We start from the raw sequence: 26,235 nt of genomic DNA on the forward strand, positions 1-26,235 counted from the left end.
TCACTCACAAAAAGACAATTAACATAAATCTGTCACTATGATAGTGACAAAATCACGGGCTGTGATTGCTATTTGCTTGTTTGGAATTTCAACTTTCCAATCAAATCCGTAAAATAGCTAGGGCCCCAAATGGACAATACCCGGTCATCCTTAATGAACCGCACAACATCTTCTTTAACACGGTCAAAAGACACGGTTTCGATTTTCGTGATGAGCAACTCCTTAACCTGCTCAGGGCTGATACCGTCTTCTGGCCAATCACCGGTATCTTGCGCACGTAACAGAAAGTGGTTTAGGTTTAACGAAACGCCTTTTTTTACATACCATTCCAAATCATACCAATCCCTGCCCTTGACCCTGCTTTTCCATTTACGATACAACAGGGCATGCATTTTACCGGCAAACAAATCCGGAAGGGAAAAACATTTTACATAAAATGAAAATGGCCTTAACAAGAGTTTTTCCTCGGTTTGAAAACCAAGCGGGGGGACGCGGTCTACCTCGATTTTGATCTTAACCGTCCTATTGGAAAGAGCCCCTGCTTGCTCCACCATTCCTTCGAGGATTAATTCTTTCCAAATGGTTTCTGACTTCAGAAAGGCGGATTCGATAGTTGATGCCCTGGCCTTCTCTTTCTCACGGATGTTAACCGTCATACCAGTGGCTGCAAACTCCGTAATAATCGAACCAAAATAGGGCTCAAGCGAAAATGCCGGGTTGGGTGCTAATAAGGAAAAATCTAAATCCTCGGAGTACCTGTCTAGGCCATAAAATATACGCAGCGAAGTGCCGCCGTAAAAGGCCGCCTGCTCAAAGAAATCGGTACGTGCTAACCCAGCGAGGACAATTTCCTGCATTATTTCACGTAATGCGGCAAAACGCTCTTCGCCGGTCTGCGGGTTGTACTCGGCCAGCCATTCACGGATCATAAGTGGTCAATGGTTTTGATTAACATACGGATACTGCTTTTTTTGGGCGCATCATTAACCCAAGAATGTATACGGGCGAGATCGACCCGTTTGAGCACCTCACCATCGATTCGAAGATCCTCCAAAAGTAACGCAGCCGTTTGTTTAATGCTTCTCAACACAATTCCCGGTGTTAAAGCAATTTTATCACACAATGCCTTCTCTAACGAAGCAATCAACGCGGCTTGCTGTGCGGAAAAGGATGCCCGAGTGATACCAAAGGAGTAATAAGGAAAGGGTAAATGTTGGTAGCTGAACCGACCGATAGGTGTGCGGTAGGTTTTCGAATTTTTTAGTGTCGCGGAACTGACTTCAAATACCTGCTCCGGAATGGCTCCCCAATAGGATAGCGCTGATTCCATCGAAACATAGCTGGGACCCCAGAGGTGATTGGCAACGACGAAGGGTTCTGGAAGAGGCAAACCTGTGGTATGGCCTGGGATATAGAGTCCTCGTTTGACAGCAACCAACTCGCCATTTCGCAACAACTCACTGATTTTATCGTTCGGTCGACTGTAGCCTTTCAGCAAATCTAACATGACATGACGCGTGAATGGCGCATTCATAACGTCTTTCGCCAATTGTCTCAACTCCATAATGTCAAATATAAGCACAATAATCGGAATAAATCCGATTATCTGTGGTTATTTTAACATAATCACGACCGTTGGCGGGCGACTACCGACCAATGATCGACGGCACTGCCATCTTGAACCACCGTTAGCCGATCATACAACGCTACGGTCGGGCAGATATGGATGGGCAACGCGTAAAGCACGTCGCCTACTCGGTAACCATGGTCAATGGACGTCTCCAACGCCAGATGCTCTTCGCTATGGCCTACAGGTCTTAAATCCGGCGCATGGAGGAAATATACGCGCCGCTCAAGTAAGTTTTCGGATGACACGGCCTTATAGCCAAGATCCACGCAAATGCGACCCCGCTCGGGCAGTGAAATCACGCGGCACAACAACACGGCAGCGGGCAAAAACTTTTGCTCGGGTAGCGTATCGCCGTACCCTTTGTCCCACAGGACAAAGGTGCCGGGGCTGCATTCCACTTCGGGGTACTCGGCGTAAATGGGAAACGATGGCGAGCCGCCCATAACGATGCCTGGAGATTCGAAACCCTCCGATTCCAACACGCGAACCATCTCGGCAATCGGTTCAAAATTCCTGTCGCAAATCGTTTTCCGTTTCCCGAAATCGATTTCGCGCACATGGCCATCGTAGGCATGGAACCCTTTGATGGATATCCCTTTAAATGCTGCGCATAAGCGGTATAACGCCAACGCACCAGCGCCGGGCGCGATACCCGTTCGCCCCATGCCGACGTTGAGATCGATATACGTATCGATGGTCTCGCCCCTGGCCAAAGCTACTTCCGACAATGCCGTTGCAGCTTCTTCATTATCCACGATAACCGAAAACTTCGTTTGCCGGAAACGCGCTACCAAGTCTAGGAACCGCATCAGCTTCGGTCCATACACGGGATACGCCAGCAATACATCCGGAGCACCACCCTCGCCCAACATTTCGGCTTCGGCAATGGTAGCGCATTTGAATTTGGTAATGCCGGCATCCAGCTGGAGCTGCAGGATTTCGTTGGTTTTATGGGTTTTCACGTGCGGCCGCAACCGGTCCACATCGCCGATCATGGCCACGGCTGTAGCGATGTTGTGCTGCATCCGCGCCGGATACACGAGCAATGCCGGCGAATCCACCTCGCCGGCATTATCGATTTCATACCAGTTTTCCATATCAGGCCTCCTTAACTCGACGCTTCAATTGTTCGACCAACGTTTCCCGTATGGTCTCTTCGGCTTCGGTTGCCAAAAAACTCGTGCGGCAACGCCAGGTCTCGTACCCACCCTTTTCCAATTCATGGGCAGGTGGCACGTAGCCAACATAATCGTTGGCAAAACAAATCGTGAAATACTTTTCATTAGGCCAACTGGCCTTGATCTTGAGCCCGGTCTCGGCGAAAAACTCACCACCTAGCGCGCCGATAGCCCCATCACCTATCCGGAAACTTTGAACAGCAATACCCCGGTAATCCGAGAATTCCGCAAGCAACACCTGTTCACGCGCGTATACCTGCTCAAAGCATCCCGGCTGACCGAATTCGACCTTTTCGTAATCGGTTGCCGATACGACTTCCTTGGCCCGATCCAACTCGGTCGGCGAAGGCTTCCGGACACCTACCGAAAAACTCGAACACGAGAACCCTAACCCAGGGTTCCGTTCCCAATCGATACCCGGCACGGAATCGACTACCGCAGCCGCCAGCTCGTTGCCGATGAGCGCACTCTTCCTGTGATCACCTGTGGGATATCGGTCGGGATGCTGGAAATCCCAGATATTGACCTCTCCGCTGGTACCGTTGCTCATCATGCCAACGAAATCGGTATCGGCGCCAAGGCCTGCTGAAACCGCGTTGGCGAAATGGCCGAAATAATCGGCACTAATCGTGCCGCGCGGGCAATCGCCCACGTAATGGAGCGAATAATTCGCCAGTAGGCTGATCCACCGGCCGTCCACCCCCTGCACGGCCAGGTAACGCAACCCGGGATCTGGCACCGATGTAGGCTCGATAATGCGCCCTTCATCGCCGAATGGATTGGTCTTGACCGCGTCTAGACCACCGGTAACCGGGTTGATGGCCCGATAGCCGGATGCCATCCGATACCTACGGCACAGCAGGTGCTGGGGTTGGTCCACGCTACCCCACCCGATTTTGGCCGGCTGACGCCGAGCATAGGCTTCCTTGGCGGCTTGGACTATCAGCCCAGACAATCGTTTGCGATACGCCCAATCGACATGGCCCATTAACAGGTCGGTAACCGAGCCGGCCGAATGCGTGTGGGTACTGGCGATGAGCTGATTGTAGAACGGAATACCGGTTTCTTTGGCAATGGTGACCCGGATATCATCCAAGAAGTCGCGTTGCATCGCGCAGGTATCCACCATGACGATGAGCAGTGTGCTGTTCACACCTTGCAACACCAACGCCTTGGCATAGAGCGGATCAGCTATCTTGTTTGCATAGCGCGACGTAAACTCGCCGTTGATGACCGTCCCCAACGGCGGAGTGATATCGATTTGGGCTGCGCCTGCTTTGAATGTATATTGCATGATCGAATTGTCAATAAAAATAACTTCTATGATCTAAGATTGCTTCGCTCCATACGCCCAGCCCGATGCGCTTGCAAGGACGGTATGGCTTTTTACTTCCACGCTGTCCGCAAAAACCGCAACCAGTTGCCGTGGAAAATATGGTCTATATCCAACTCGCTATATCCGCGTCGTTGTAAAATATGCTCAAATTTCTGCAAATCCGCAATGGAATCCAAATCCCATGGGCTTTGCTCCGTGCCGAAGATGCCATCCAGATCACTCCCGATGCCGATGTGCTGGCTATTACCCGCCAATTGACAGATGTGATCCCAATGGTTCACCAAGTGCTCCAACCGGATATCCAACTGCCAAGGATCGGACACCGTGTCGATAAACCGAATATCCATTGCCCAACAGTCTAGCATACCGCCAATGACCGCGCCACGGGCAACCAGCTTCTTAATCTGCTCATCGGTGAGCTGCCGCTGGTTGGGTACGAGCTGCCTTACATTATGATGGCTCGCCCAAATGGGCCCTTCATACGCATCCAATGCCTGGTCGACCCCCCGGTCAGTAAGGTGCGTCACATCCAGAATGATGTTCAACTCACCCATGACCTTCATCAACTCCAATCCGCTCGGATGGATCGGGCCCGCTGTCTTCGTGCCATCCGCATACCGCCCCGGCCCAAAGTGCGATAATCCCATAGCGCGTAACCCATAACCATGTGCCCGATAAAGGTAATCAATATCGACCAGTGAATCTGCCCCTTCCAGGCTAAGTATATAGCCGATCGGCTTTTTGCTGTTTGCTATTTGCTCGTCTGCCCAAAGCGTTAAATGGGTATCCAGCGTGGCCAAATCCGTGATCTGCACCATTTCACCCAATGTTTCCATCTCCCGGTACCACGCCAGCTGTGCCTGTGTCATCGCCCAAGCCTGCTGCGGCGAATTCCAAGCCGTGGGTGCATAGCTGGACGGACGGAACCGCGCCAGCTGGGTAGCGACAACCAGCCCCACGTTACCCTCCCGCAACGCGGGCAAGCAAACCGTGCCTTTGCCTCGGTCCGGCCGATCGGCCATATTGGATTCCCGTTGGCGGATGTCGGTTAACGGCAACGACAAATCCCGGTTCCATTCAATGGCGTTCATCGCCAGGTCTAGGTGAGCATCAACGATCAAGCGTTTCATAGGGATGGGGATATTTTAAAATAAGTGCGCGGATTTCTTCACTGAAGCGCTGGAAAGCAGCTTCCCGTTCCGCTGATCCGGATACGGCGTAAGCAACTAGTTCTTCCGCCAATTTTTCCGGGACCGTAGTGAGCTGAGCTAAGTCCGGATTGAGGTCTTTCATCACCATGCCATAAGCGTACGTTCCCATCAAATCCATGTACCGGAAATTACCTGCGAAAGGGAGGTAATGCCCGGCATCGTTGCGGCAGGCACGGTCGATACTTTCCATTGACGCGTACCCTTGCTCAACCAGGTGGATAGCTTCCCGCGCCCATGCAGCCATCATACGAGCGCGCGCACTAAAGCCACTATGTATGGTATAGGGGTCTTTGCCCCACCGCTCGCGGCCCATCGTAACCAGCCGGTCGATCGATTTGGCGTCGGACATGGCATTGGCGATGATTTCTAAAAAGAAGGTGAGGTTTGCCGGATAGCACCAATTCAGCCCGAGTATACGTTCTGGCCGTGGGTTCCCTGCTTGTAATTCTTCTAACGAGACGCTTTCCGTATTGATGGCAATGATGGCATCGTCATCCAAGCGACATGCCAACTGCTGGATGATGTTTCGTTTGGCAGCAGGCTGTTCCGGAGTGATAGCTACAGCAAGATCACACGGGATTGCATCGGGCCAATCGGTCAATAGGGTTAGTGAACACGCGGATGGGCTACTGCACCGTTCAATCGCGACCGAGGCCGCCGTCGGGTCAATGGTAAGCAGCACAACCTCCTGCCCGGCATTCGCCATCATCCCCGCAACACGATACGTTGGCTCACCATCGCCAACGAGGAATACGCGGTCTTGGGTGTCTTTTGGTTTGTTCATCTCATTCTCCTTCATCACTTTAGGAAAGCGTTTGCAATACATCGCGAACCACGGAAATAGTTTCATCGATATCTTCTTCCGTGTGCACGGCACTGATGTACCACAACCCCCTGCCGATGACACGGATTCCCCGGTCATGCAGCGCCGCCACGAACCGGCCGAGCTTGGCCTTGTCGCTCTGGAGTGTATCCCGGTAATCGCGCATGGCAGCGAGCGATGTAAACGCCGTATTGAACATGGGGCCCATGCCCTGAACAAGCAACGGCTGACCGGCTTCCCGGGCGCCCGCCCTCAAACCATCCATGAGGCGTTGGCCCAGCCTAAACATCCGCGCATAGGTATTTGGGTCGCTTTCCAATACCGCTATAGTAGCCAGTGCGGCGGCCACCGTGGCGTTGCCGCTATTCATGGTACCAGCATGGATTACCCGCGCCGAAACGATCTCTTCCATCCACTCGTGCTTGCCCACGATGGCGCTGATGGGATAGCCGCTGGCAATGGCCTTGGCGAAGATGGAGAGGTCTGGCGTAATCCCGAAATAACCTTGTGCCCCGCTTAACCCCAGCCGGAAGCCGGTGATGACTTCGTCGAAAATCAATGCGACGCCATATTCATCGCAGATGTCACGCAGCCCCTGCAAAAACCCATCGGCAGGCGGGATACACCCATTGTTACACATAACAGGTTCAGTGATGATGGCCGCCAACTCCGTATAGTGCTTGGCCACGGTTTTCCGTACCAATTCCAAATCATTCCACGGCAATACGATAAATTCATCGCGGCTGTGCGACGCTAAGCCGTCCGACCAGGGGTATACGGATGGCTCCTCACGGCTGCCCAATGCTTCTGCCGAAGGCGTGCTGATGCCCCATGCCACATTATCCAACCACCCGTGGTAATGCCCTTCAAAGCGGAGGAATTTTTGCTTGCCCGTTTTGGCTCGCGCTACCCGCAAAGCGGTCTGCACAGCTTCCGATCCGTCCAAACAAAAACGCATCAGTTCGGCCGATGGGATTAACTCATGGAGCTTTTCGGCAAGCTCAATTTCCTTGATATGTTGACCTGCATAAAGCTGTCCGGTAGCGGAGTAATCGGCAATGGCCGCTACAACCTCCGGGTGGGAATGGCCCACAATCAATGGCCCTTGGCTAAGGGTGAAATCGAGATACACGTTGCCGTCTACATCAAAAATACGGCTCCCGACGCCATGGGTGTAAAAAATAGCATGCGGATGGTTGTACTTCCGGAATTCGGAAGAAACACCGCTGGCTAACACCTTTTTGGCCCGCGCCAGTAAACGGGCCGATTCTTGATATCGATGATTCGTCATATGTTATGATGATACATTAATTTCTTTTTCTTCTACTAGGATCTTGGCATTGTACCGGGCCGCTAACTCGTAGATGTCTTTATTGAATTGAGCAAAAGCGGCCTCCCATTGCTTTGCAGAAGCTTCGGTATAGGGGTACAATCCGGTTAAATTATGGATGCCCTTTGCTCCTTGGTCCACCATCCGCTGCATGATTTCCGGCACATCCGTTCGGTCGCTTAATCGGGGGATGATCCGCTTTAATGCTTCGATATAATCCGCTCCTCCTGTAATGGCGATCCGTTCAAAAATCCCCATCATGGTAACCCACGAGCCCGCGTCATAGCGGAATGCCTTATCGGCATCAGCTAACGTGATGTGGCCTTGCTCAACTAAGGTGAGCGCTTCCCGATAAACGGCGTACATCAGGCGGTTGGTAATGAACCCGCGGACATCTTTCAATAACAGTGTTGGTTCTTTGCCCCAGGCTTCGCCTAACGAAAGCATGAATTGGCCCACAGCGGGATTGGTATCGCGACCGCAGGTGACTTCAAGAAAACGCGTGATGTACGCCGGCTCGGCCCAATGGACGCCTAAAAAACGTTCCGGATGTGGCACCAACACCTGCAGTTCGCTAATCGGGATGGCCGAGGTATTTGACGCAATAATGGTAGCTGCCGACACAGCGTCGGCTATCCGTTGATATACGGTTTCTTTAACGTGTTTATCCTCGATAACGCACTCCATGACCAAGCGGCAACCGGCCAATAACCGATAATCTTCAACTAACTGAAGGCGGTTAACGCAAGGCGCTATTCCTTCGGCCAACATACCCGCTGCATTGGCATGGCGGAGCAGATCGGCGATATGACGCGATGCCTTTTCCTTTTCGCCTGCTATCGGTGCCAATGCTACCACGCGGTGACCGGAGGCCAGTAAGGATACCACAATACTGCTGCCCATTAGTCCAAGCCCCACAACCCCTACTGCCGTGGATTTGATATCAGCTATTCCCATAAAACACTAAGCAAGTTTAACGATGCAATCAATCTCTACGCGGATGCCCTCAGCAAGGACGGACTGCACCGTGGTACGGGCTGGCCGAACGCCGGTGAAATAGGTGCCATATACCGCGTTGAACCGGTCGAACTCGGCAATGTCTTTTAGATGGACGGTGCTTTTGACCACATCATCCATCGTGGCTCCGGCCGCCTCGATGATGGCTTTGATATTATCGAGTGTACGGGTGGTTTCTTCTTCGATAGTGCCCAGTACAAACCGCGACGTCTTAAAATCGACGGCGGCTTGGCCACTGATGAACAGGAAATCTCCTGCGATAATCCCATCGGAATATGCTCCGGTTACGAAATGAGCATCCCGATCCGGATGCACGATTTTTTGTTTACTCATATCTACTTTTCTCGTTACAGCTAAAAAGAATTGGTAACAAAGGTAGGTCGACCAACAGAGGGGGTCTATTACATTCATGTGGATTTGTAGTATTATTTTTCAGCGCCCATGCCGACCCAAATTTAACATCAACGTAACAGTTAACTCATCTTCACTTGCTATGTTTGTGCGCAATGATGGCCTTTATATTGGAAATAATCATTTGCAGCGTTACCCTATGTGCAGCAGGACTAACCTACCTTTTTATCAAATACGTAGACGTGGTATTCGATGACCCGGACGACAACTAACTGCCTCAGCTTATGGATAAACGGAATGTAGACTTGGTGGTGATATCAGACGTGCACTTAGGTACCTACGGTTGCCACGCAAAAGAGCTCTTGCGCTACCTGAAAAGCATCAAGCCGAAACACATCATCCTCAATGGCGATATTGTAGACATATGGCAATTCAGCAAACGGTACTGGCCCGAGTCGCACATGAAAGTGGTACGCAAAATACTTAAATTCGTAGCTGAAGGTGTACCGGTAACTTACCTCACGGGCAACCACGATGAAATGCTCCGCAAGTTCGCCGACTTCAAACTCGGTTCGCTCACGCTGACCAACAAACTTTCCCTGCGCATTGGCAAAAAACGAGCTTGGGTATTCCATGGCGACGTGTTCGACGTATCGATGCAGCACGCCAAGTGGCTGGCCCGGTTGGGTGCCATTGGGTACGATAGCCTGATTTTGTTGAACAGCGTGGTAAACTGGGCACTGGTAAAACTGGGCCGCGAGAAGATGAGCCTTTCCAAACGCATCAAAAACAGCATCAAGAATGCCGTGAAATTCATCAACGATTTTGAGGTAACGGCGGCTACGCTGGCTATTGAGAAAGGGTACCAATACGTCATCTGCGGCCACATCCACCAGCCCGAAATCCGGGTAATTGAGACCGAGAAAGGCCAGGTAACTTACCTCAATTCGGGCGATTGGATAGAAAACCTTACGGCCCTAGAATACCATCGCGGCGCTTGGCAAATCTACCGTTACCATCCAGCAGATTACACCATGGCGGAGCCCGAGACAGATTTATCCGAAAATGACAACTTAAGCGACAAACTCGATATCCGGCAACTGCTCGATCTACTGAAATCGGAACCAGTGATTTGAAATGGTTAATGGTTAATGGTCAATGGTTAATGGTTAATGGTTAATGGTCAATGGTTAATGGTCAATGGGTAATGGTTAATGGTTATTGGTTAATGGTCAATGGGTAATGGTTAATGGTTATTGGTTAATGGTCAATGGGTAATGGTTAATGGTTATTGGTTAATGGTCAATGGGTAATGGTTAATGGTTAATGGTCAATGGTTAATGGTCAATGGTTAATGGTTAATGGTTAATGGTCAATCTGCAATGGCTAGACGGTAAGTCTGAAATTAAGAATTGACAATTAACTACTGACAATAAAAAATAACCACTATAATTGTAACGCCATTGGGCGTATGCAAGATGATCGATCAGTTTCGTAAATATACTCCACTCAATATTTTATTTTTATCTGCGGTAGGGGTCGTGCTCTGCCTCGGCGTATTTTTACACCTACCTGATAACCTCATGCCGGTATTCTTTGAGCCGGCCATCAGCAACTTCACAGGCAAACTTTCGCCAGAAAACATATCCCCCAAAGCAAATGTACTCATCACGCTGGTACTCACCATTATCCAGGCATTGCTTATCAATAACATCGTCAACCGTTTCAACTTGGTCGGAAGATCCAGTTTCCTCCCGGCACTGATGTACTTGACGTTAGCAAGCCTGATGCTGCCTTTCCTCGTGCTATCGCCAATATTAATCTGTAATTTCCTCACTATATGGATGCTTGATAAATTACTCAGCATCTACCGCCGTGCAGATATCAAACCGTTGATGTTTGATTTAGGTATGATTGTCGCCTTAGGCAGCTTGGTCTACTTCCCATTCATTGTAATGTTGCTGTTGCTGTGGTGCAGTTTACTGATTTTCCGCCCGTTCAACTGGCGCGAGTGGGTGGCTGTTCCCGTTGGCTTCACCACAGTTTATTTTTTGCTTGGTGTCATCTACCTATGGTTCGATCGGATGGACGCCTTTTACGAGATATGGCTTCCCCTAACCTATCCGTTCCCCACATCTGTACATATTGACATTTATGACTACCTGGTATTACTGCCGCTAATCGCTATTATGGTGCTTTTTGCCATCACCCTAAGGCAAAACCTCTTCAAAAGCGTAGTGCATATCCGCAAATCATTCCAACTATTATTTTGTATGTTCGTGCTGGCAGTGATTTCATTTTATCTCAACGCGAACTGGTCCATCAACCATTTTCTGCTGGCAGTTCCCCCGATAGCCATTTACATGACATACTATTTTAGCTACGCATCGAAGCGATGGTTCTACGAAAGTATCTTTGCCTTATTACTGCTCACCATCATTTACTTCCAGTTTTTCTAACTGCTTTATAAGCAATGTTTTAACCTTTTTTAACAAAAAGGATGGTCTGTAGCAAGTAAAAATTAGATAGCTTTGCATACATTTTTCGGTTATTAAGTTTACTGATTGTCAATTAATAGGTATTTATCGACATCAACGTCCCGTTTTAAATTAGCACATGCAGCACCGCATATCGAAGTTATTTTATACTGTCACGCACTTTGCCCCCGGCGTTTTCGCACTCTCCATACTCCTCCTACTTTCAACCACTACGCAGGCGCAACGCGCCACCACTAGCTCACCCTATTCTCGTTACGGGCTGGGAGAGATGCGCGGCGATTTGTTACCACAACTGCGTGCAATGGGTGGTATTTCTACCGGTATCCGCTATTTGAATGGGTACGGGAACATCAATGTTGCCAATCCAGCCTCTTACTCTGCATTGGGTTTAACTACGATCGACGTGGGTCTATTTGGCAATATCACCCAGCTTAGCAACAACAACCTTTCTGAAAATTCATACAATTTTTCCCTAAGCCACATCAATTTCGGAATCCCCATGGGCCGCCCTGGCGGTATTAGCTTCGGGATCATGCCTTTTTCGGACGTTGGTTTCAGCTATGCCATTTCGGGCGCCATTGATACCACGGCCATCCGCACCGTATATGCCGGTGCGGGCGGCACCACCAAAGCATATTTAGGCTACGGTGTTCAAATAACGAAAAATTTCAGTGTCGGGGTCAACGCGTCGTACATCTTCGGCACATTGGAACGGATAAATTCGGTTGAGTTCCCCGATGACGTCGGTGCGCTGAATGTCCGCATCGACAGTAGCCAGTACGTGAGGGGATTTAACTTCGATTATGGTGTGCAGTATTTTCAGCCGCTGGGTAACAACGTCAATCTGACCATAGGCTACACAGGAACTGCCGGGCCGTCCCTTCGCACCAACACGTCACGGGTGATTACACGGACACCAACCAGTGTGGAAGACGATCAGGAAAATCTCCCTGTAGATACTATTTCTTCAGAAGAGGGCATAAAACAAGATATTACCATGCCTATGAAACACAGTGTAGGCTTTAGCATCGCTAAGGGAAGTAATTGGTTAATTGGCGGTGATTTCAACTACGCTAAATGGAGCGACTACCGGGTAGGCAATCGTAACCCCCAGCTGACCGACAGCTATGGCTTTGCCATTGGCGGGCAAATCACACCCGACGTAACGTCCGTAAACTATTTCAGCGTGGTAGACTACCGACTCGGTTTCAAATACGACAAGTCATATATCAATATTAGCGACCAAGACATTAAACGGATGGCATTGACAGTTGGTTTCGGCTTTCCACTCCCTTCGTTATTTGGGACATCATTCTATAAAGTCAATTTTGCCACCGAGTTTGGCCAGATGGGCACCTTGTCCAATAACCTGGTGCGCGAACGGTATATTAATTTCAATCTGGGTTTTACACTCAACGATCGCTGGTTCAGGCGGAGGTATTATGACTAGGCAACCAGCATCATAGCTGTCGATGATGGATAATCTTGGCAAGAATCTGCGGATTTTGGGAATGTGGGTCCCGCTGGTAGCCTCATTATTGGTGGCCTGCGAAACCGACCTGAAAGAAGTAGACCGGATTGCCGCGATACAAGCAGAGGAACCAGTGGATATATCGCTTGGTGTAACGGTGGTGTATAGCGATTCGGCTGTGGTGAAAGCACAGCTGACCTCACCCGAAATGCGCCATTATAATGTAGAGGAGCCCTATTACGAATTTCAAAAAGGTGTCACCATTGTTTTCTACGACGAAAACCAGGCAGAAACCCAGCGTATCACTTCCGACTATGCCATCCAAAAGGAAGCAAGCGAGCTGATTGAATTCAGGGGCAACGTGGTCATTACACGTGCCGATGGGTCTATTATCAAGACGGAAGAGCTCATTCACGACCAAAAAGCTAACACGTTTTACAACCATGTACCAATTGAAGCTTACTTCAAAGATGGCCGCGGCAATCTGATGGGTACGTCTTTCACATCAGATGCTAGCTTTGAAGACATTGTGGTGCAGAACATGACCGGATTGCACAAGTTCGAAGATGGCCTGGCTCCTACTTTCCGGTAAATGGCAGCAATTTATTTAAGTTTTTACACTTTTTTTGATAAAAGTCGTATCTTGCGCCTCGTTTAAAAAAATGTGGGGACAACCACCTGAAAACAAGAATTTGACACAACAAATAACAGCTTAAAAAAAACAGTTTTACACAGGCTATGGGATTGATGAATTATTTACGCAACCGAGCGGGGGTGGTAATCGTCGGGTTTATTGGTTTTGCGATCGTTGCGTTTTTATTAGGGGATATAATCAACTACGGCACACCTTTTTGGGCACGCCATCAAAACGAGGTTGGAAGCGTAAACGGTGAGGCTATCGATATCAATACATTTAATGCTCAGGTAGACCAAACTTCTGAAATGTTCCGCCAGCAGATGGGTGGCGGTACACTGAGTCCACAAATGAAATCGTGGGCCGTACAACAGGTCTGGAGCCAATACCTCAATCGTGAGCTACTGAAAAACGAGGTTGAGCGTATCGGCCTTTCAGTTGGAAAGACGGAGCTGAACGATCTCGTGCAGGGCGATAACCCGTCTATGCAAATTCAGCAAGCCTTCCGCAACCCACAGACCGGTATTTTCGACCGCGATCAACTCAACACCTTCATTTCGCAGGTGAACATGCTCCCCCAAGGACACGAGGCTCATGGGCAATGGGAAGCACTCCTACAAAATATCATAGACGAGCGCCTAAGCACCAAGTACACTAATCTTGTCAGCAATAGTGTTTACGTCACTTCGCTTGAAGCAAATGATGCCTATAACCAACGTAACAAGCTTGCAAACTTCGAATACGTGCTGCTCGATTACCAGTCGGTGCCCGACAGTGCTATAGCCATCACAGAGCAGGATTACAAGGAATATTACAACGAGAATAAAGGGGTGTTCAAAAACCCAGAAGAAACCCGAGCCTTGGAATATGTAGTATTCGATGCCAGCCCAACAGCCCAAGACACGGCTCGCGTGAGAGCCAACATTGAAGAGCTGAAAATACAGTTGGCTGAAACGAAAACCGACTCGTTGTTTTCTGCAGTCAACTCCGACACGAAATACCCCTATATTTTCCGTAAGCAAGGCGAGCTCGGTCCGTCATTAGACACATTGATATTCAATGCGCCCGTTGGCACTACAGTGGGCCCGGTACTTGCTAATGGCCGGTTTGAAATCGCGAAAGTAGTGGAGGCAGTGGTTGGCCCCGATTCGGTGAAGGCCAGCCATATCCTGCTCAACCCAGCCATCGAGGGTGGCATGGATAAGGCCGCTGCCAAAGCAGACTCTATCAAAACACTGATTGAAAATGGAGAAAGCTTCGCCGGTCTAGCTATACAGTTCAGCTCGGATGAAGGCAGTAAGATAAACGGTGGCGAACTTGGCACTTTCGGACGCGGCATGATGGTTCCTGCTTTTGAAAACGCTGCTTTTAATGCCCGGAAGGGAGAAGTAGTGGTTGCTAATTCCCAGTTCGGCATCCATATCATCAAAATAGAAGATCAGATCGGCTCATCAAGATTCGTCAAAGCAGCTATCATAGACAAGCAGATAACCAGTGGCAGGGAAACGCTGGAGGCAGCCTACCGCCAGGCGACGCAGTTCTTTGGTGAAATCGGTAATGCCGGTTTCCAAGAGGCAGCTACCGCTCAGGGACTATCTGTGCTCAAGGCCGATGAAGTGACTGCCATGGAAACAATGCTGATGGGCGTTGATATACCGCGCGACTTGGTGCGCTGGGCTTTTGATGCCGATAAAGGGGACGTCACCGACAAGATATATGAATCTGAAAACCACTATATCGTAGCGCGGCTCACCGGCATACGCAAAGAAGGCCAGCTGCCATTGGAAGTGATGAAAAGTGATATCGAAGACGAGGTGAGGAAACGGGTAAAAGCCAAGAAACTAATTGCTCAAGCCGAGGAAGCGGCTAGCGGAGCGAATAGTCTGGCAGAGATTGGCCAGAAACTGGGCAAAACTCCACAGGCAGCTGAGAACATCGTGTTCGCCAACCCTGTTATACCTGGTGTAGCACAAGAAAATGCCGTGATAGGCACAGTATTCGGGCTACAGCCCAAACAGCCTTCCAAACCTATACGGGGCTCACAGGGCGTTTACGTGGTTGAAGTAAACGGCTTTGTCAATCCGGAGGCACCAACCGATTTATCCGCTCAAAAACAGCAACTTGCCCAGTCACTATCACAACGTATCTGGTCGCTGGCATTCCAAGCGTTGCAAGACAAAGCAGACGTGGTAGACAATCGTGCCCGCTTCTTTTAACGGCAGGCACTAAACTTTATTTTGTACCTTTGTGTCCGGATAGCGATAATCGTTATCCGGATTTTTTGTCATTATGGAAATACAGGAAACGATTGTTAATAAAGTGGCACAAAGCGGGTTGATGACCGTGGACCTTGCCGATTTTGCCTCTCAAGGCGAAAGAGTGGTCTATGATATCAAAGACAACCTGTTCCAAGGCCTTATATTGAGAGAAAAGGATTTCCGGGAGTTCGTAAAAACACACGATTGGCACCAATACCAGGACAAATACGTAGCGATCACATGTACGGCAGATGCCATTGTGCCTACATGGGCATACATGTTGCTCGCCAACCGACTGGAGCCTTATGCAGCGGCCGTCGTTTTTGGTGACCTAGCAACGTTAGAGACCTTACTCTATGAACGTGCGTTGGAAAAACTGGACCTGGAAAAGTACCGCGACCAACGGGTGGTGGTAAAAGGATGCGGCGATATCGAAATTCCCGAATCGGCTTTCGTCAAATTCACGGCCATGGTAAGTAAGGTAGCCAAGAGCATCATGTATGGTGAACCCTGCTCTACTGTGCCGGTGTTCAAACGGAAAGCAGCGGCGGCTAATGGATAAAAGCGGCATTTTATTTGTACATCGAATGATATGAAGAAAATCTCTGCCTTCGTATGGACGATGCTCGCCGCATTTTTTCTTGTAGACGCACAACCGCTTCCCTACCTCAAGGAGCCTGCGTTCCAAGCGGGGGAGGAGTTGAGTTACCGATTGCGCTACGGTGTGATTTCTGCCGCTACTGGGACGCTGAAAGTGGAAGATTCCAAAATCAAATTCAGTAGTCCACATAGTTTCCACTTATCGGCACGTGGGCGAACTTCCAGTGCGTTTGGCATTTTCTTCACAGTAGATAACCGGTACGACTCATATATCGATTCGCGCACGTTCTTACCCCACTATTACACCGAAAATATCAGGGAAGGCAGTTACCGCCGTACAGATATCGTAAGCTTTAACCACGGGAACCGCACGATAAAGGGAAATAAAGGCACGTTCAAAAGTCCATCGGACCAAACATTCGATCTCTTGTCAGCCTATTATTTCGCCCGCAACCTCGATTTATCCAACGTGAAGAAAGGGCAGTCGTTTAAGCTCACCTATTTTCTCAACGACGAGGTAGCGGCCCTCGGCATCGAGTATATCGGTGTGGAGACTATCAATACGTCATTGGGCAGGTTGGAGTGTTTGAAATTCAGCCCCGAAATAAAGCCGGGCCGGATTTTCCGTAAAGATAGCCGCTTATACCTTTGGGTAACAAACGACGGCAACCGTATCCCGGTAAAGGCTCAAGTGGAAATTTTAGTCGGCTCAGTAACATTAGAATTGACCGATGCAAAAGGCTTAAAATACCCGCTCGGCCAACCCGCCTCACCTTAGGCACGATCAAATTAAATGAAGTTTTCATAACGCAACCAACCATGATGATTGAAGTTGGCTCCGTACTCGTGAGCGAAGAATTGATAAAAGAAGAATTCGTATGTAACCTCAGCAAATGCCGGGGCGCATGTTGTGTAGAGGGCGATGCCGGCGCTCCACTCCAGCAAGACGAGCTTGATATCCTAGCCGCGGTGTATCCAAAAGTACGTCCCTACATGACCGAAAAGGGTATCGCTACGGTGGAAGAACACGGAACACATGTAGTCGATGCCGATGGCGACCTTACCACCCCCTGTGTAGATGGCCATAAGGAATGTGCCTATGTGACCTGGGAAAACGGCATCACCAAATGCGCCATCGAAAAGGCATACGAACGGGGAGAAATCGACTGGAAAAAGCCACTCTCCTGCCACCTCTACCCTATCCGCACCACAGCCTACCCTGAATTTGACGTATTGCATTATGACCGCTGGCATATCTGCCATGCAGCGTGCTCGCTTGGCCGCGAACTCCAAGTACCGGTATATGCTTTTTTAAAAGAGCCCCTCATCCGTAAATACGGTCAACAGTGGTACAATGAATTAGAAGAATCCATCGCACTACTATAGGTTATTGTGGATTTCTTAGTATCTTGCGCCGTTTTAAAACTGGCAAATTAAATTCATGGCTGCCGACCGTCTTACATGCTCAAACTAAGCGAAATACAGAGGCCCATTGAACGGGAGCTAGCAATTTTTGAAGATAAATTCAAAGAATCGATGCGAAGCTCGGTTCCGCTACTCGACCGTATCACCCATTATATTGTAAAACGAAAGGGCAAACAAATGCGCCCAATGTTTGTCTTTTTCTCTGCGGGTTCATGCGGAGCGATCAATGATGCCACACACCGCGGTGCAGCCTTGGTTGAGTTGCTACACACTGCCACTTTGGTACACGATGATGTGGTAGATAATGCGAACGTACGTCGCGGTTTCTTTTCTGTAAATGCACTTTGGAAAAACAAGATAGCGGTACTTGTGGGAGATTTCCTGTTAGCTAAAGGCCTTTCGCTTTCCATCCGTAACGCCGACTTCCGCTTACTTGAGATCGTAACGCATGCCGTGGAACAGATGAGCGAAGGCGAATTACTGCAAATCGAAAAAGCACGCCGCATGGATATTGACGAAGCGGTTTACTTTGAGGTGATCCGGCAGAAAACGGCCTCACTTATTGCCTCCTGCTGCGCATGTGGGGCAGCTTCGGCAGGTGCAGCCGACGCAACGGTGGAACAGATGCGTCTATTTGGTGAAAAAGTGGGTATCGCTTTCCAAATCAAAGATGATCTATTTGATTTTGGACTAGACGATATAGGAAAGCCACTAGGCAATGACATTAAGGAAAAGAAACTCACATTGCCACTCATCCATTCATTGAAACAAGTGAATAAAGTGGAGAAGCGACGCATTATCAACTTGGTGAAAAACCATAGCGAAGACCAAGGGAAAGTGGCCGAAGTAATCGCCTTCGTAAAGGCGAATGGTGGCATGGAGTACGCTATGGCACAAATGCTGGCCTACCAGCAGGAGGCCTTTGACATCCTCACCCATCTACCGGATAATACCTATCGGCGTGGTTTGGAGCAGCTCGTGAAGTACACAACCGAAAGAAATAAATAAATATGAGTAACGAACTTCTGTTTTTTGGTGGATTTTTACTTTTCATCGTCCTTATGCTAGCCGTAGACTTAGGTCTATTCAGCAAAAGCAATACAGCGGTGAGCTTTAAACAGGCGGCCATCATGAGTGCGATATGGGTATGCTTTGCCCTCGGTTTCTATGTAGTATTACGGGTATGGGGCCACGAATTGCACAGCATCGACGATTTTGCCCGCTTGACAGAGATCACCCAAAGACACCTGCACAATATTCGACTGATACCCGATGACTTCGTTGCCAGTCTCGAATTGTACCGGCGTAACCTCGCACTAGAATACATTACCGGCTATGTTGTGGAATACGCGCTGTCGGTAGACAATATATTCGTAATGGTACTGATTTTTGGATCATTTGGCGTACCCGCACAATATTACCATAAAGTATTGGTCTGGGGCATCATCGGTGCCGTCGTACTCCGGTTCATTTTTATCTTTTTGGGCGCGGCTTTGATCAGTCAGTTTGGGTGGATACTTTATATATTCGGTCTCTTCTTAGTATATACCGGCATTATGATGTTTGTCCACCGCAACCAGGAGGAAGAGATAGATCCACAAAACCATACGGTAGTTAAATTCGCCTCGAAGTACTTTTCGGTATACCCTACATTTGTAAACGGAAAGTTCTTTCATAGAGAAAACGCAAAAAGATACGTTACACCCCTGTTCCTGGTGTTACTGGTCATAGAATTTACCGACCTCATCTTCGCCGTGGATTCCATCCCGGCCATCTTTGCCGTAACGAAAGATCCCTTCATCGTATTTTTCTCCAATATATTTGCGGTACTTGGGCTGAGGTCTATGTTTTTCTTATTGGTCAATATCATTCATAAATTCCATTACCTCAAAACCGGACTATCGTTTCTATTGGTATTCATCGGTGGAAAAATGTTGCTGCATGATTGGTTGTCCACGATAGGTTTTACCACAGCCCACTCACTGATTATCATTGTATCAATATTATTCATCAGTATAGTGGCATCACTCATTTTCCCGAAGAAAGCAGTATCCCAACAATAAAATCGTCACGTCTGATTACCATTTCTTATCTATCCGTTGAGCCCCGCCTTCATTCCGTATAAGGAGTATGGGTATTCTGGAACAGGAACGCCCATTTGTCTGCCTGCTCGGCGATGATCATCGCTGTGGGTTTACCTGCGCCATGGCCTGCTTTGGTTTCAATACGGATAAGCACCGGGTTAGCCCCGACATGGTATTCCTGCAGTCGCGCCGCAAACTTAAATGAGTGCGCGGGCACCACCCGGTCATCATGGTCGGCCGTGGTAACCATTGTTGCGGGATATGCTGTCCCTGCTTTTAAGGCATGGTAAGGAGAGTACGTATACAAATAGTTGAACATTTCGGCGTCGTCGTCGGCCGTACCATAGTCGTAAGCCCAACCTGCACCAGCCGTAAACTTATGGTATCGCAGCATATCTAGCACACCCACAGCGGGCAGGGCCACGCTAAAGAGTTCAGGGCGTTGTGTCATTACTGCTCCCACCAATAACCCACCATTAGATCCTCCCGCGATACCCAATTTATCGGACGACGTATACCCTTCGTCAATAAGGTATTCAGCCGCAGCGATAAAATCGTCGAATACGTTTTGCTTCTGTAATTTTGTACCGGCATCATGCCATTTTTGGCCATACTCACCGCCGCCCCGAAGGTTAGCTACCGCATATACACCGCCCTGTTCGAGTAGGATGATGTTCGAGGTGCTGAACGAGGGTGTGAGGCTGATATTGAATCCGCCATACCCGTACAAAAGAGTGGGGTTCGTCCCGTCAAGCACCACCCCCTTTTTATGGGTAATGATCATAGGCACTTCCGTACCATCTTTGGAGGTATAAAACACCTGCTTCGACTCGTATTTGGTGGGATCGAAGTCGACTTCCGACGCCTTATACAACACTGATTTACCTGATGCGATATCGTATTTAAAAATCGTAGGTGGGTAAATGTACGAGGTGAACGAATAATAAAGTTCTTTCTCATCCTCCTTCGCACTGAAGCCTCCGGCAGAGCCGACGCCGGGCAAGTCAATGGTACGCTCCAATGTCCCGTCACGGTCGTATTGCTGTACCATAGACGTGGCATCTTTGAGGTAGTTAGCAAAAATTTTACCGCCTCCCGTACCCGGGTTAAGTACGTTTTCGGTTTCGGGGATTAAGTCTATCCAGTTTTCAGGCTTAGGGTTCCCTGCATCCACCGTAACAACCTTCCCGTTCGGCGCATCCAGGTTGGTGTAGATAAACAGCTTATCACCATCATTGTCTATCACACTGTGGTTCCTCTCAAAATTATCGACCACATTGATAATAGCGCTACCCGGCTTGGACAGATCTTGGATATACAGCTCACCGCCACTAGTAGTATTGGCAGCCGAAATCACCAGAAACCGTTCGTCTTCGGTGAGATAACCTCCGATATACCTCCGGGGGATGCTTGAGCCGCCAAAGATAAGTTCATCTTCATGCTGCGAGGTATTCAGCTTATGGAAAAAAAGCTTATGCTGGTCTGTCATACCAGAGAGCGCACTACCCTCTTCGGGCTTGTCGTAGCTGCTGTAATAAAAGCCCTCATTACCACGCCACGCCAATCCACTGAATTTGATATCTACCAAGGTATCGCCCACGATAGATTTGTCTTCGGCACGGATTACAATCACCTTCCGCCAGTCGGACCCACCTTCGGATAACTGGTAAGCAACAAGGCTTCCGTCGCGAGAAAATGCAATACCCGCCAATGAAGTAGTACCATCTTCCGAAAATTTGTTGGGATCTAGGAAAACTTCAACGTTGCCATCCTCGCCTTTTTGGCGGTATAGCACACTCTGGTTTTGGAGCCCATCGTTCTTATAAAAATACGTGTATTCTCCCTCCTTAAACGGAGCGGAGAACTTCTCGTAATCCCACAGCTTCTCTAACCGCTTATAAATCGCATCGCGGAATGGGATCTGCTCCAAATAAGCGTTGGTAACTTCATTCTGTGCGGCTACCCATGCCTTTGTTTCGTTCGCTGTATCATTTTCGAGCCAGCGATAGGGATCAGGTACTTCCGTACCGAAGTAGTTTTCGGTCACACTTCCTTTTTCCGTTGCCGGATACGGCACCAGGGTGATTTCTTCCGCAGGTTGTACAATCCGCTGGTTCTGGCAGGCGGTAACAATAGTAGCCAATACGATAATTCCGAGGTTCTTCGTCATGTTGAAAACAGTCTTTGGGGTGTATGCCCGGTTAGTACAAAGCTAGCAAGAATTTCTTACTTTTTCACGACACAAAAGTTCTCCATGCAGGGAAATCGCTTTTAAAAATACGCGGCGAGCAGGATGCTTCGGAAATCGTCATCCAGGGCAGCGCGTTGCCTCTTTTTAGGCTTACTTAACTTTGATTCGGATTCCCGTTCGATCATGGCCAGTGCCATTTTAGCGATGATCTGGTAATTGAGTGCCGCATTTCCTTTCTTCTTCAAGGCTGCATCTTCCCTGAATATGACATCCAGGTTCCAGTGGAGATTGTTTTCTATTGCCCAGTGGCTGCGGATGGCTTTGGCGATCACTCCCGGCCCAGCGTTAAGCGAAGAGATGTAGTAGCTGGCCTGGGTGCTTGATTGACCGGATCGTTTATCGGTGCGTTCAGAGGTGATTCTGGCGATGGTCCTCAATCCCGGCCAGTCTTCCCGATCGTCCAGAAACGTGAGATTATCGGTTGCCTGGCAGGTTCTTCGCTCAATTCGTCCGTGACCGGCATCCAGGGTAACTTCTTTTTCAACCGCCGGTTTCATCCCGAACACTTTTACGACCTGTTCCCTGAGTTCTTCCTGATTGTCTTTGACCATCAGTACATAATCCGCTTTCTTTTCAATGATCGCTCCTGCGATCGTTTTCTGGCATCCCATCGCGTCAAGGGTAACTATGCAACCTTCAAGCGACAGGGTATCCAGCAGTGCCGGGATAGCGGTGATCTCATTGCTTTTCTCATCAACGGCCCGCTGGCCCAAACAGATCCGATTGCCCGAAGCATAGGCTGAGACGACATGGAAAGCTGACTTCCCGCCCGCTTTGTTGTCCGAACCCCGGATCGTTTTACCGTCGATGGCCACCACCTCTCCTCCGGTCAGTTCCGCAATCGAGGCAACCCAGGCACTGAATGCCTGGCTGAACGATTCCGGGTCAAGCGCTGCAAAAACCTTCCCCAATACATCGTGTGAGGGAATGCCGTGACGGTAAGGATAATATTGCCGTAACCATTCCAATTTCGAGCGGCCGAACATACTGATCGATGTCCAGTCATCCATGCCGCTCAGCACAGCCGAAATGCACAGGAACAGGATCTCTTCCAGTGGATACAGGAAATGACCGCGGTTGGTCCGTCGGGGATCTTTCACCCCGGAAAAATAATGAGAAAAAACTTGGTATGGATTATTAGTCGGATTTGAAAAGGGCATTTTTTTTCACCCTAACCATTTCCATAAATATACGGATACTATTCCTAATCCCAAAATCTTAAAAGCGATTTCCCTGGTTCTCCATGGAAGCGAAGAGCGCGATAAATTTCTTTCTATATGTCCCGCAATTACATTGCATATAAAAGAATTTTATCTAAGTTTGGCCGCATGGCCGTACGCGACAAAATCTATTTCGCTTCAGATTTTCATTTGGGTGCACACCCCCGCTCCACTACGCGTGAGCGGGAGTTGCGTATCGTCAGTTGGCTAAACCACATAAAAGGAGACGCCGCTGAGCTATACCTGATGGGCGACGTCTTTGATTTTTGGTTTGAATATGCCACAGTGGTACCGAAAGGTTATATCCGGTTTTTAGGGAAATTGGCAGAATTGGCCGATTTAGGGATAAAGATCACGCTATTCAAAGGCAACCACGACATGTGGATGTTCGGCTATTTAAAAAGTGAAATCGGCGCCTCCATCGTGGACAACGAACTGATCATTGAACGAGGTGATAAAACTTTCTACCTACACCATGGCGACGGATTGGGCCCGGGCGACAACACGTACAAAATACTCAAAAAGATATTCCGCAGCCGGTTTTGCCAGTGGCTGTTCGCAAGGTTACACCCCAATTTGGGGATTGGCATCGCCCAGCGGTGGTCAGCGCATAGCCGAATCGCCTCGGGGGGCAAGGAAACATTCCAGGGAGAAAACAATGAGTGGTTAGTGGCATACGCTAAAGAACTCCTCCAGCAACACCGTTTTGATTATTTCATCTTCGGCCACCGCCACCTTCCGATCGACCTGCCCTTACCTAAAGGTAGCAGGTATGTAAACCTTGGCGAATGGATCAATTACAACACATACGCCGTATTTGACGGCGAAAACTTGGAGTTGAAAACATGGCACACATAATTCCAACGACATTATATGAACTGGGTAATATTAATCATTGCCGGCCTCTTTGAAGTCGGCTTCACAACTAGCCTGGGCAAAGCGAAAGAAACGACGGGCATGACCTCATACCTCTGGTACGGCAGTTTTGCGGTTTGTTTAACGGTAAGCATGGTATTATTGATTAAAGCCACGCAGACATTGCCGCTAGGTACGGCATACGCCGTGTGGACAGGTATCGGTGCCGTGGGTACGGTATTGGTAGGTATCATTTTCTTCAATGAACCAGCTACGTTATGGCGGCTGATTTTCATCACCACACTCATCGGTTCTATCATTGGCCTTAAGGTTGTTGCATCGCAGTAAATGGCCCCATAATTGAATTTTACACCTTGAAAATCATAAAAAAACGTACTTTTGCACACGGTTTGCTGAGTCAATTTTCTGCATTCCCGTGCTTTTGTTTTTATGTATGGGCGGGGATACCATGTGAAAAGCAGATCGGCAAAACCACAAACGATACATTATGTTAGAAAAATTAAAAGCCATCAAGGATCATTGGGAAGACGTGGAGCGTGAATTGAGCAGCCCGGAAGCTACCAGTGACATGAAACGATTTGCCCGGCTAAATAAGGAATACAAAGATTTAGGAAAAATTGTCGAGCAGTACCATATATATAAGAATATGGTAAGTAACATTGAGGCCAACAGAGGAATCCTTGCCAACGAAAAAGACCACGAGCTACGGGAGATGGCGAAGGAAGAACTGGATATCCTTTTGGAGCAAAAGGAGGTGAAAGAGGAAGAGATACGTTTGATGCTTATTCCGAAAGACCCCGAAGACTCAAAGAATGCCATCCTGGAAATACGCGGTGGCACCGGTGGGGATGAGGCTGCACTTTTTGCTGGCGACTTATACCGTATGTATACCCGTTTTTTCGAGGAAAAGGGCTGGCGTGCCGAGGTACTCGATGTGACAGAAGGCACGGCTGGTGGTTATAAGGAAGTGATCCTGAAAGTAACCGGCGAGGATGTATACGGCCAGTTAAAATATGAGTCGGGAGTGCATCGGGTACAACGCGTACCGGATACCGAGACCCAAGGGCGTGTACACACATCAGCCGCATCGGTGGCCGTGCTTCCGGAAGCGGAAGAAGTAGACGTGGAAATCAACCCGGCGGATATCGAGATGCAGACTTCCCGATCGGGCGGAGCAGGCGGGCAGAATGTAAACAAAGTGGAGACTAAGGTACAGCTTACCCATAAGCCCACCGGCATCGTGGTCGTATGTCAAGTAGAGCGCTCGCAACTGGCCAACCGCGAGCTGGCTATGGAGATGCTACGATCTAAGCTTTATGAGCTGGAAGTACAAAAAAAACACGGTGATATCGCGGCCAAAAGGAAGACGATGGTCTCCACTGGCGACCGATCTGCTAAAATCCGGACATATAATTACCCACAGGGGCGCGTAACCGAACACCGTATCGGGCTGACAATGTACAACCTTCCGGCAGTGATGGATGGTGATATTCAGGAGATTATAGACGCACTCCAGTTTGCAGAAAATGCAGAGAAAATGAAAGAAGGCGCAACGGCATAAATATTTTGAAATTTTTGTTTGCAAATAGATAAAACAAGCTATATTTGCATTCCCGAAAGAAGACCGAGGGCTCGGTCTCCAAAGGGTTCAGGTCCCGCCCGGACTTTAAATGGGCAACTTTGAAATAATGAAAATCCGGTTCGGTAGTTCAGCTGGTTAGAATACATGCCTGTCACGCATGGGGTCGCGGGTTCGAGTCCCGTCCGGACCGCTGAGCGGGAGAATTGAAAAATTCTCCCGCTTTTTTGTATAGTCTAATAGACGTAACTCTCTCATCTTATCAGAGTTATGAGCCAACAAATCTATCATAGTCGGGGTTCGATACATGCCATCTTGATAGTAGAGATTTTGCTCGAACCCCAATCGTACTAACTCTTGCTTCTCTAACACATTGGTTTTCTTAAAAACAAATTCGAGGTCTGTTAACTTTTCCAGATTTCGTTGAAGGATTTTATATGTTTTGTCTTGATCTCCACTGAGC

Annotated in this window: 24 protein-coding genes and 1 tRNA gene; 14 read left to right on the forward strand and 11 right to left on the reverse strand. The window is 48.8% G+C overall.

Annotation, left to right across the window (positions count from 1 at the left end; translation table 11 throughout):
- Window positions 1-68: 68 nt before the first annotated feature.
- From NGM62_RS03200 to NGM62_RS03240, 9 genes are all read right to left on the reverse strand, one after another.
- Window positions 69-929 (reverse strand): nucleotidyl transferase AbiEii/AbiGii toxin family protein, encoded by an 861-nt coding sequence (locus tag NGM62_RS03200; RefSeq protein WP_262245752.1) that lies wholly within the window; start codon window positions 927-929, stop codon window positions 69-71.
- Entirely contained in the window at window positions 926-1,564 is a 639-nt protein-coding gene (locus NGM62_RS03205; RefSeq protein WP_262245753.1) for a type IV toxin-antitoxin system AbiEi family antitoxin domain-containing protein, read from the reverse strand. Before NGM62_RS03205 ends, NGM62_RS03200 begins: the two co-directional genes overlap by 4 nt.
- Window positions 1,565-1,626: 62 nt before the next feature.
- A complete protein-coding gene (locus tag NGM62_RS03210) occupies window positions 1,627-2,727 on the reverse strand; it encodes a D-TA family PLP-dependent enzyme (protein WP_262245754.1) in 1,101 nt (366 codons plus the stop codon).
- A 1-nt stretch (window position 2,728) separates the two neighbouring features.
- A complete protein-coding gene (locus NGM62_RS03215; RefSeq protein ID WP_262245755.1) occupies window positions 2,729-4,102 on the reverse strand; it encodes a hypothetical protein in 1,374 nt (457 codons plus the stop codon).
- A gap of 92 nt (window positions 4,103-4,194) precedes the next feature.
- A complete protein-coding gene (locus NGM62_RS03220) occupies window positions 4,195-5,274 on the reverse strand; it encodes a dipeptidase (protein ID WP_262245756.1) in 1,080 nt (359 codons plus the stop codon).
- A complete protein-coding gene (locus tag NGM62_RS03225; protein WP_262245757.1) occupies window positions 5,255-6,139 on the reverse strand; it encodes a 3-hydroxyacyl-CoA dehydrogenase NAD-binding domain-containing protein in 885 nt (294 codons plus the stop codon). The genes NGM62_RS03220 and NGM62_RS03225 overlap by 20 nt, the downstream gene beginning before the upstream one ends.
- Window positions 6,140-6,158: 19 nt before the next feature.
- Window positions 6,159-7,469 carry an aspartate aminotransferase family protein gene (locus NGM62_RS03230; protein WP_262245758.1) on the reverse strand — a complete coding sequence of 437 codons (1,311 nt, stop codon included), beginning with the start codon at window positions 7,467-7,469 and terminating at the stop codon, window positions 6,159-6,161.
- A gap of 3 nt (window positions 7,470-7,472) precedes the next feature.
- Window positions 7,473-8,465 carry a 3-hydroxyacyl-CoA dehydrogenase family protein gene (locus NGM62_RS03235; protein ID WP_262245759.1) on the reverse strand — a complete coding sequence of 331 codons (993 nt, stop codon included), beginning with the start codon at window positions 8,463-8,465 and terminating at the stop codon, window positions 7,473-7,475.
- Window positions 8,466-8,471: 6 nt separating this feature from the next.
- Window positions 8,472-8,858: a RidA family protein gene (locus NGM62_RS03240; RefSeq protein ID WP_262245760.1), complete on the reverse strand. Its 387-nt coding sequence runs from the start codon at window positions 8,856-8,858 to the stop codon at window positions 8,472-8,474.
- A gap of 302 nt (window positions 8,859-9,160) precedes the next feature.
- Here NGM62_RS03240 and NGM62_RS03245 point away from each other — a divergent pair, with 302 nt between their 5' ends.
- The 10 genes from NGM62_RS03245 (at window position 9,161) to NGM62_RS03290 (ending at window position 19,825) form a co-directional block, all read left to right on the forward strand.
- On the forward strand, window positions 9,161-10,012 hold the full coding sequence (locus tag NGM62_RS03245) for a UDP-2,3-diacylglucosamine diphosphatase (protein WP_262245761.1): 852 nt from the start codon (window positions 9,161-9,163) through the stop codon (window positions 10,010-10,012).
- Between the two features lie 342 nt (window positions 10,013-10,354).
- Window positions 10,355-11,335, forward strand: coding sequence for a DUF6427 family protein (locus NGM62_RS03250; protein WP_262245762.1), 981 nt, complete (start codon window positions 10,355-10,357; stop codon window positions 11,333-11,335).
- Between the two features lie 157 nt (window positions 11,336-11,492).
- Window positions 11,493-12,824, forward strand: coding sequence for an outer membrane protein transport protein (locus NGM62_RS03255; RefSeq protein WP_262245763.1), 1,332 nt, complete (start codon window positions 11,493-11,495; stop codon window positions 12,822-12,824).
- A gap of 22 nt (window positions 12,825-12,846) precedes the next feature.
- Window positions 12,847-13,437, forward strand: a complete 591-nt coding sequence (lptC, locus tag NGM62_RS03260; RefSeq protein ID WP_262245764.1) for an LPS export ABC transporter periplasmic protein LptC — start codon at window positions 12,847-12,849, stop codon at window positions 13,435-13,437.
- A gap of 146 nt (window positions 13,438-13,583) precedes the next feature.
- On the forward strand, window positions 13,584-15,695 hold the full coding sequence (locus NGM62_RS03265; protein WP_262245765.1) for a peptidylprolyl isomerase: 2,112 nt from the start codon (window positions 13,584-13,586) through the stop codon (window positions 15,693-15,695).
- Window positions 15,696-15,768: 73 nt separating this feature from the next.
- Window positions 15,769-16,299 (forward strand): DUF2480 family protein, encoded by a 531-nt coding sequence (locus NGM62_RS03270; RefSeq protein WP_262245766.1) that lies wholly within the window; start codon window positions 15,769-15,771, stop codon window positions 16,297-16,299.
- A 30-nt stretch (window positions 16,300-16,329) separates the two neighbouring features.
- Window positions 16,330-17,115, forward strand: coding sequence for a DUF3108 domain-containing protein (locus NGM62_RS03275; RefSeq protein WP_262245767.1), 786 nt, complete (start codon window positions 16,330-16,332; stop codon window positions 17,113-17,115).
- A 44-nt stretch (window positions 17,116-17,159) separates the two neighbouring features.
- On the forward strand, window positions 17,160-17,723 hold the full coding sequence (locus NGM62_RS03280; RefSeq protein WP_262245861.1) for a DUF3109 family protein: 564 nt from the start codon (window positions 17,160-17,162) through the stop codon (window positions 17,721-17,723).
- Window positions 17,724-17,798: 75 nt separating this feature from the next.
- Window positions 17,799-18,770 (forward strand): polyprenyl synthetase family protein, encoded by a 972-nt coding sequence (locus tag NGM62_RS03285; RefSeq protein WP_262245768.1) that lies wholly within the window; start codon window positions 17,799-17,801, stop codon window positions 18,768-18,770.
- Window positions 18,771-18,772: 2 nt separating this feature from the next.
- Window positions 18,773-19,825, forward strand: a complete 1,053-nt coding sequence (locus tag NGM62_RS03290) for a TerC family protein (RefSeq protein WP_262245769.1) — start codon at window positions 18,773-18,775, stop codon at window positions 19,823-19,825.
- Between the two features lie 49 nt (window positions 19,826-19,874).
- On the opposite strand, the gene NGM62_RS03295 is transcribed toward NGM62_RS03290, so the two are convergent.
- Window positions 19,875-22,016 carry a prolyl oligopeptidase family serine peptidase gene (locus NGM62_RS03295; protein WP_262245770.1) on the reverse strand — a complete coding sequence of 714 codons (2,142 nt, stop codon included), beginning with the start codon at window positions 22,014-22,016 and terminating at the stop codon, window positions 19,875-19,877.
- 101 nt (window positions 22,017-22,117) lie between these two features.
- On the reverse strand, window positions 22,118-23,257 hold the full coding sequence (locus NGM62_RS03300) for an ISAs1 family transposase (RefSeq protein WP_262245771.1): 1,140 nt from the start codon (window positions 23,255-23,257) through the stop codon (window positions 22,118-22,120).
- Between the two features lie 168 nt (window positions 23,258-23,425).
- Here NGM62_RS03300 and NGM62_RS03305 point away from each other — a divergent pair, with 168 nt between their 5' ends.
- The 4 genes from NGM62_RS03305 (at window position 23,426) to NGM62_RS03320 (ending at window position 25,965) form a co-directional block, all read left to right on the forward strand.
- Window positions 23,426-24,175 carry a UDP-2,3-diacylglucosamine diphosphatase gene (locus tag NGM62_RS03305; RefSeq protein ID WP_262245772.1) on the forward strand — a complete coding sequence of 250 codons (750 nt, stop codon included), beginning with the start codon at window positions 23,426-23,428 and terminating at the stop codon, window positions 24,173-24,175.
- A gap of 15 nt (window positions 24,176-24,190) precedes the next feature.
- Window positions 24,191-24,520: a DMT family transporter gene (locus tag NGM62_RS03310; RefSeq protein ID WP_262245774.1), complete on the forward strand. Its 330-nt coding sequence runs from the start codon at window positions 24,191-24,193 to the stop codon at window positions 24,518-24,520.
- 160 nt (window positions 24,521-24,680) lie between these two features.
- Window positions 24,681-25,754, forward strand: coding sequence for a peptide chain release factor 1 (prfA, locus tag NGM62_RS03315; protein WP_262245775.1), 1,074 nt, complete (start codon window positions 24,681-24,683; stop codon window positions 25,752-25,754).
- Between the two features lie 137 nt (window positions 25,755-25,891).
- Window positions 25,892-25,965: transfer RNA gene (locus NGM62_RS03320), tRNA-Asp, on the forward strand.
- Window positions 25,966-26,235 lie beyond the last annotated feature (270 nt).

The sequence above is a fragment of the Parapedobacter soli genome (assembly GCF_025460835.1).
Classification (GTDB): domain Bacteria; phylum Bacteroidota; class Bacteroidia; order Sphingobacteriales; family Sphingobacteriaceae; genus Parapedobacter; species Parapedobacter soli.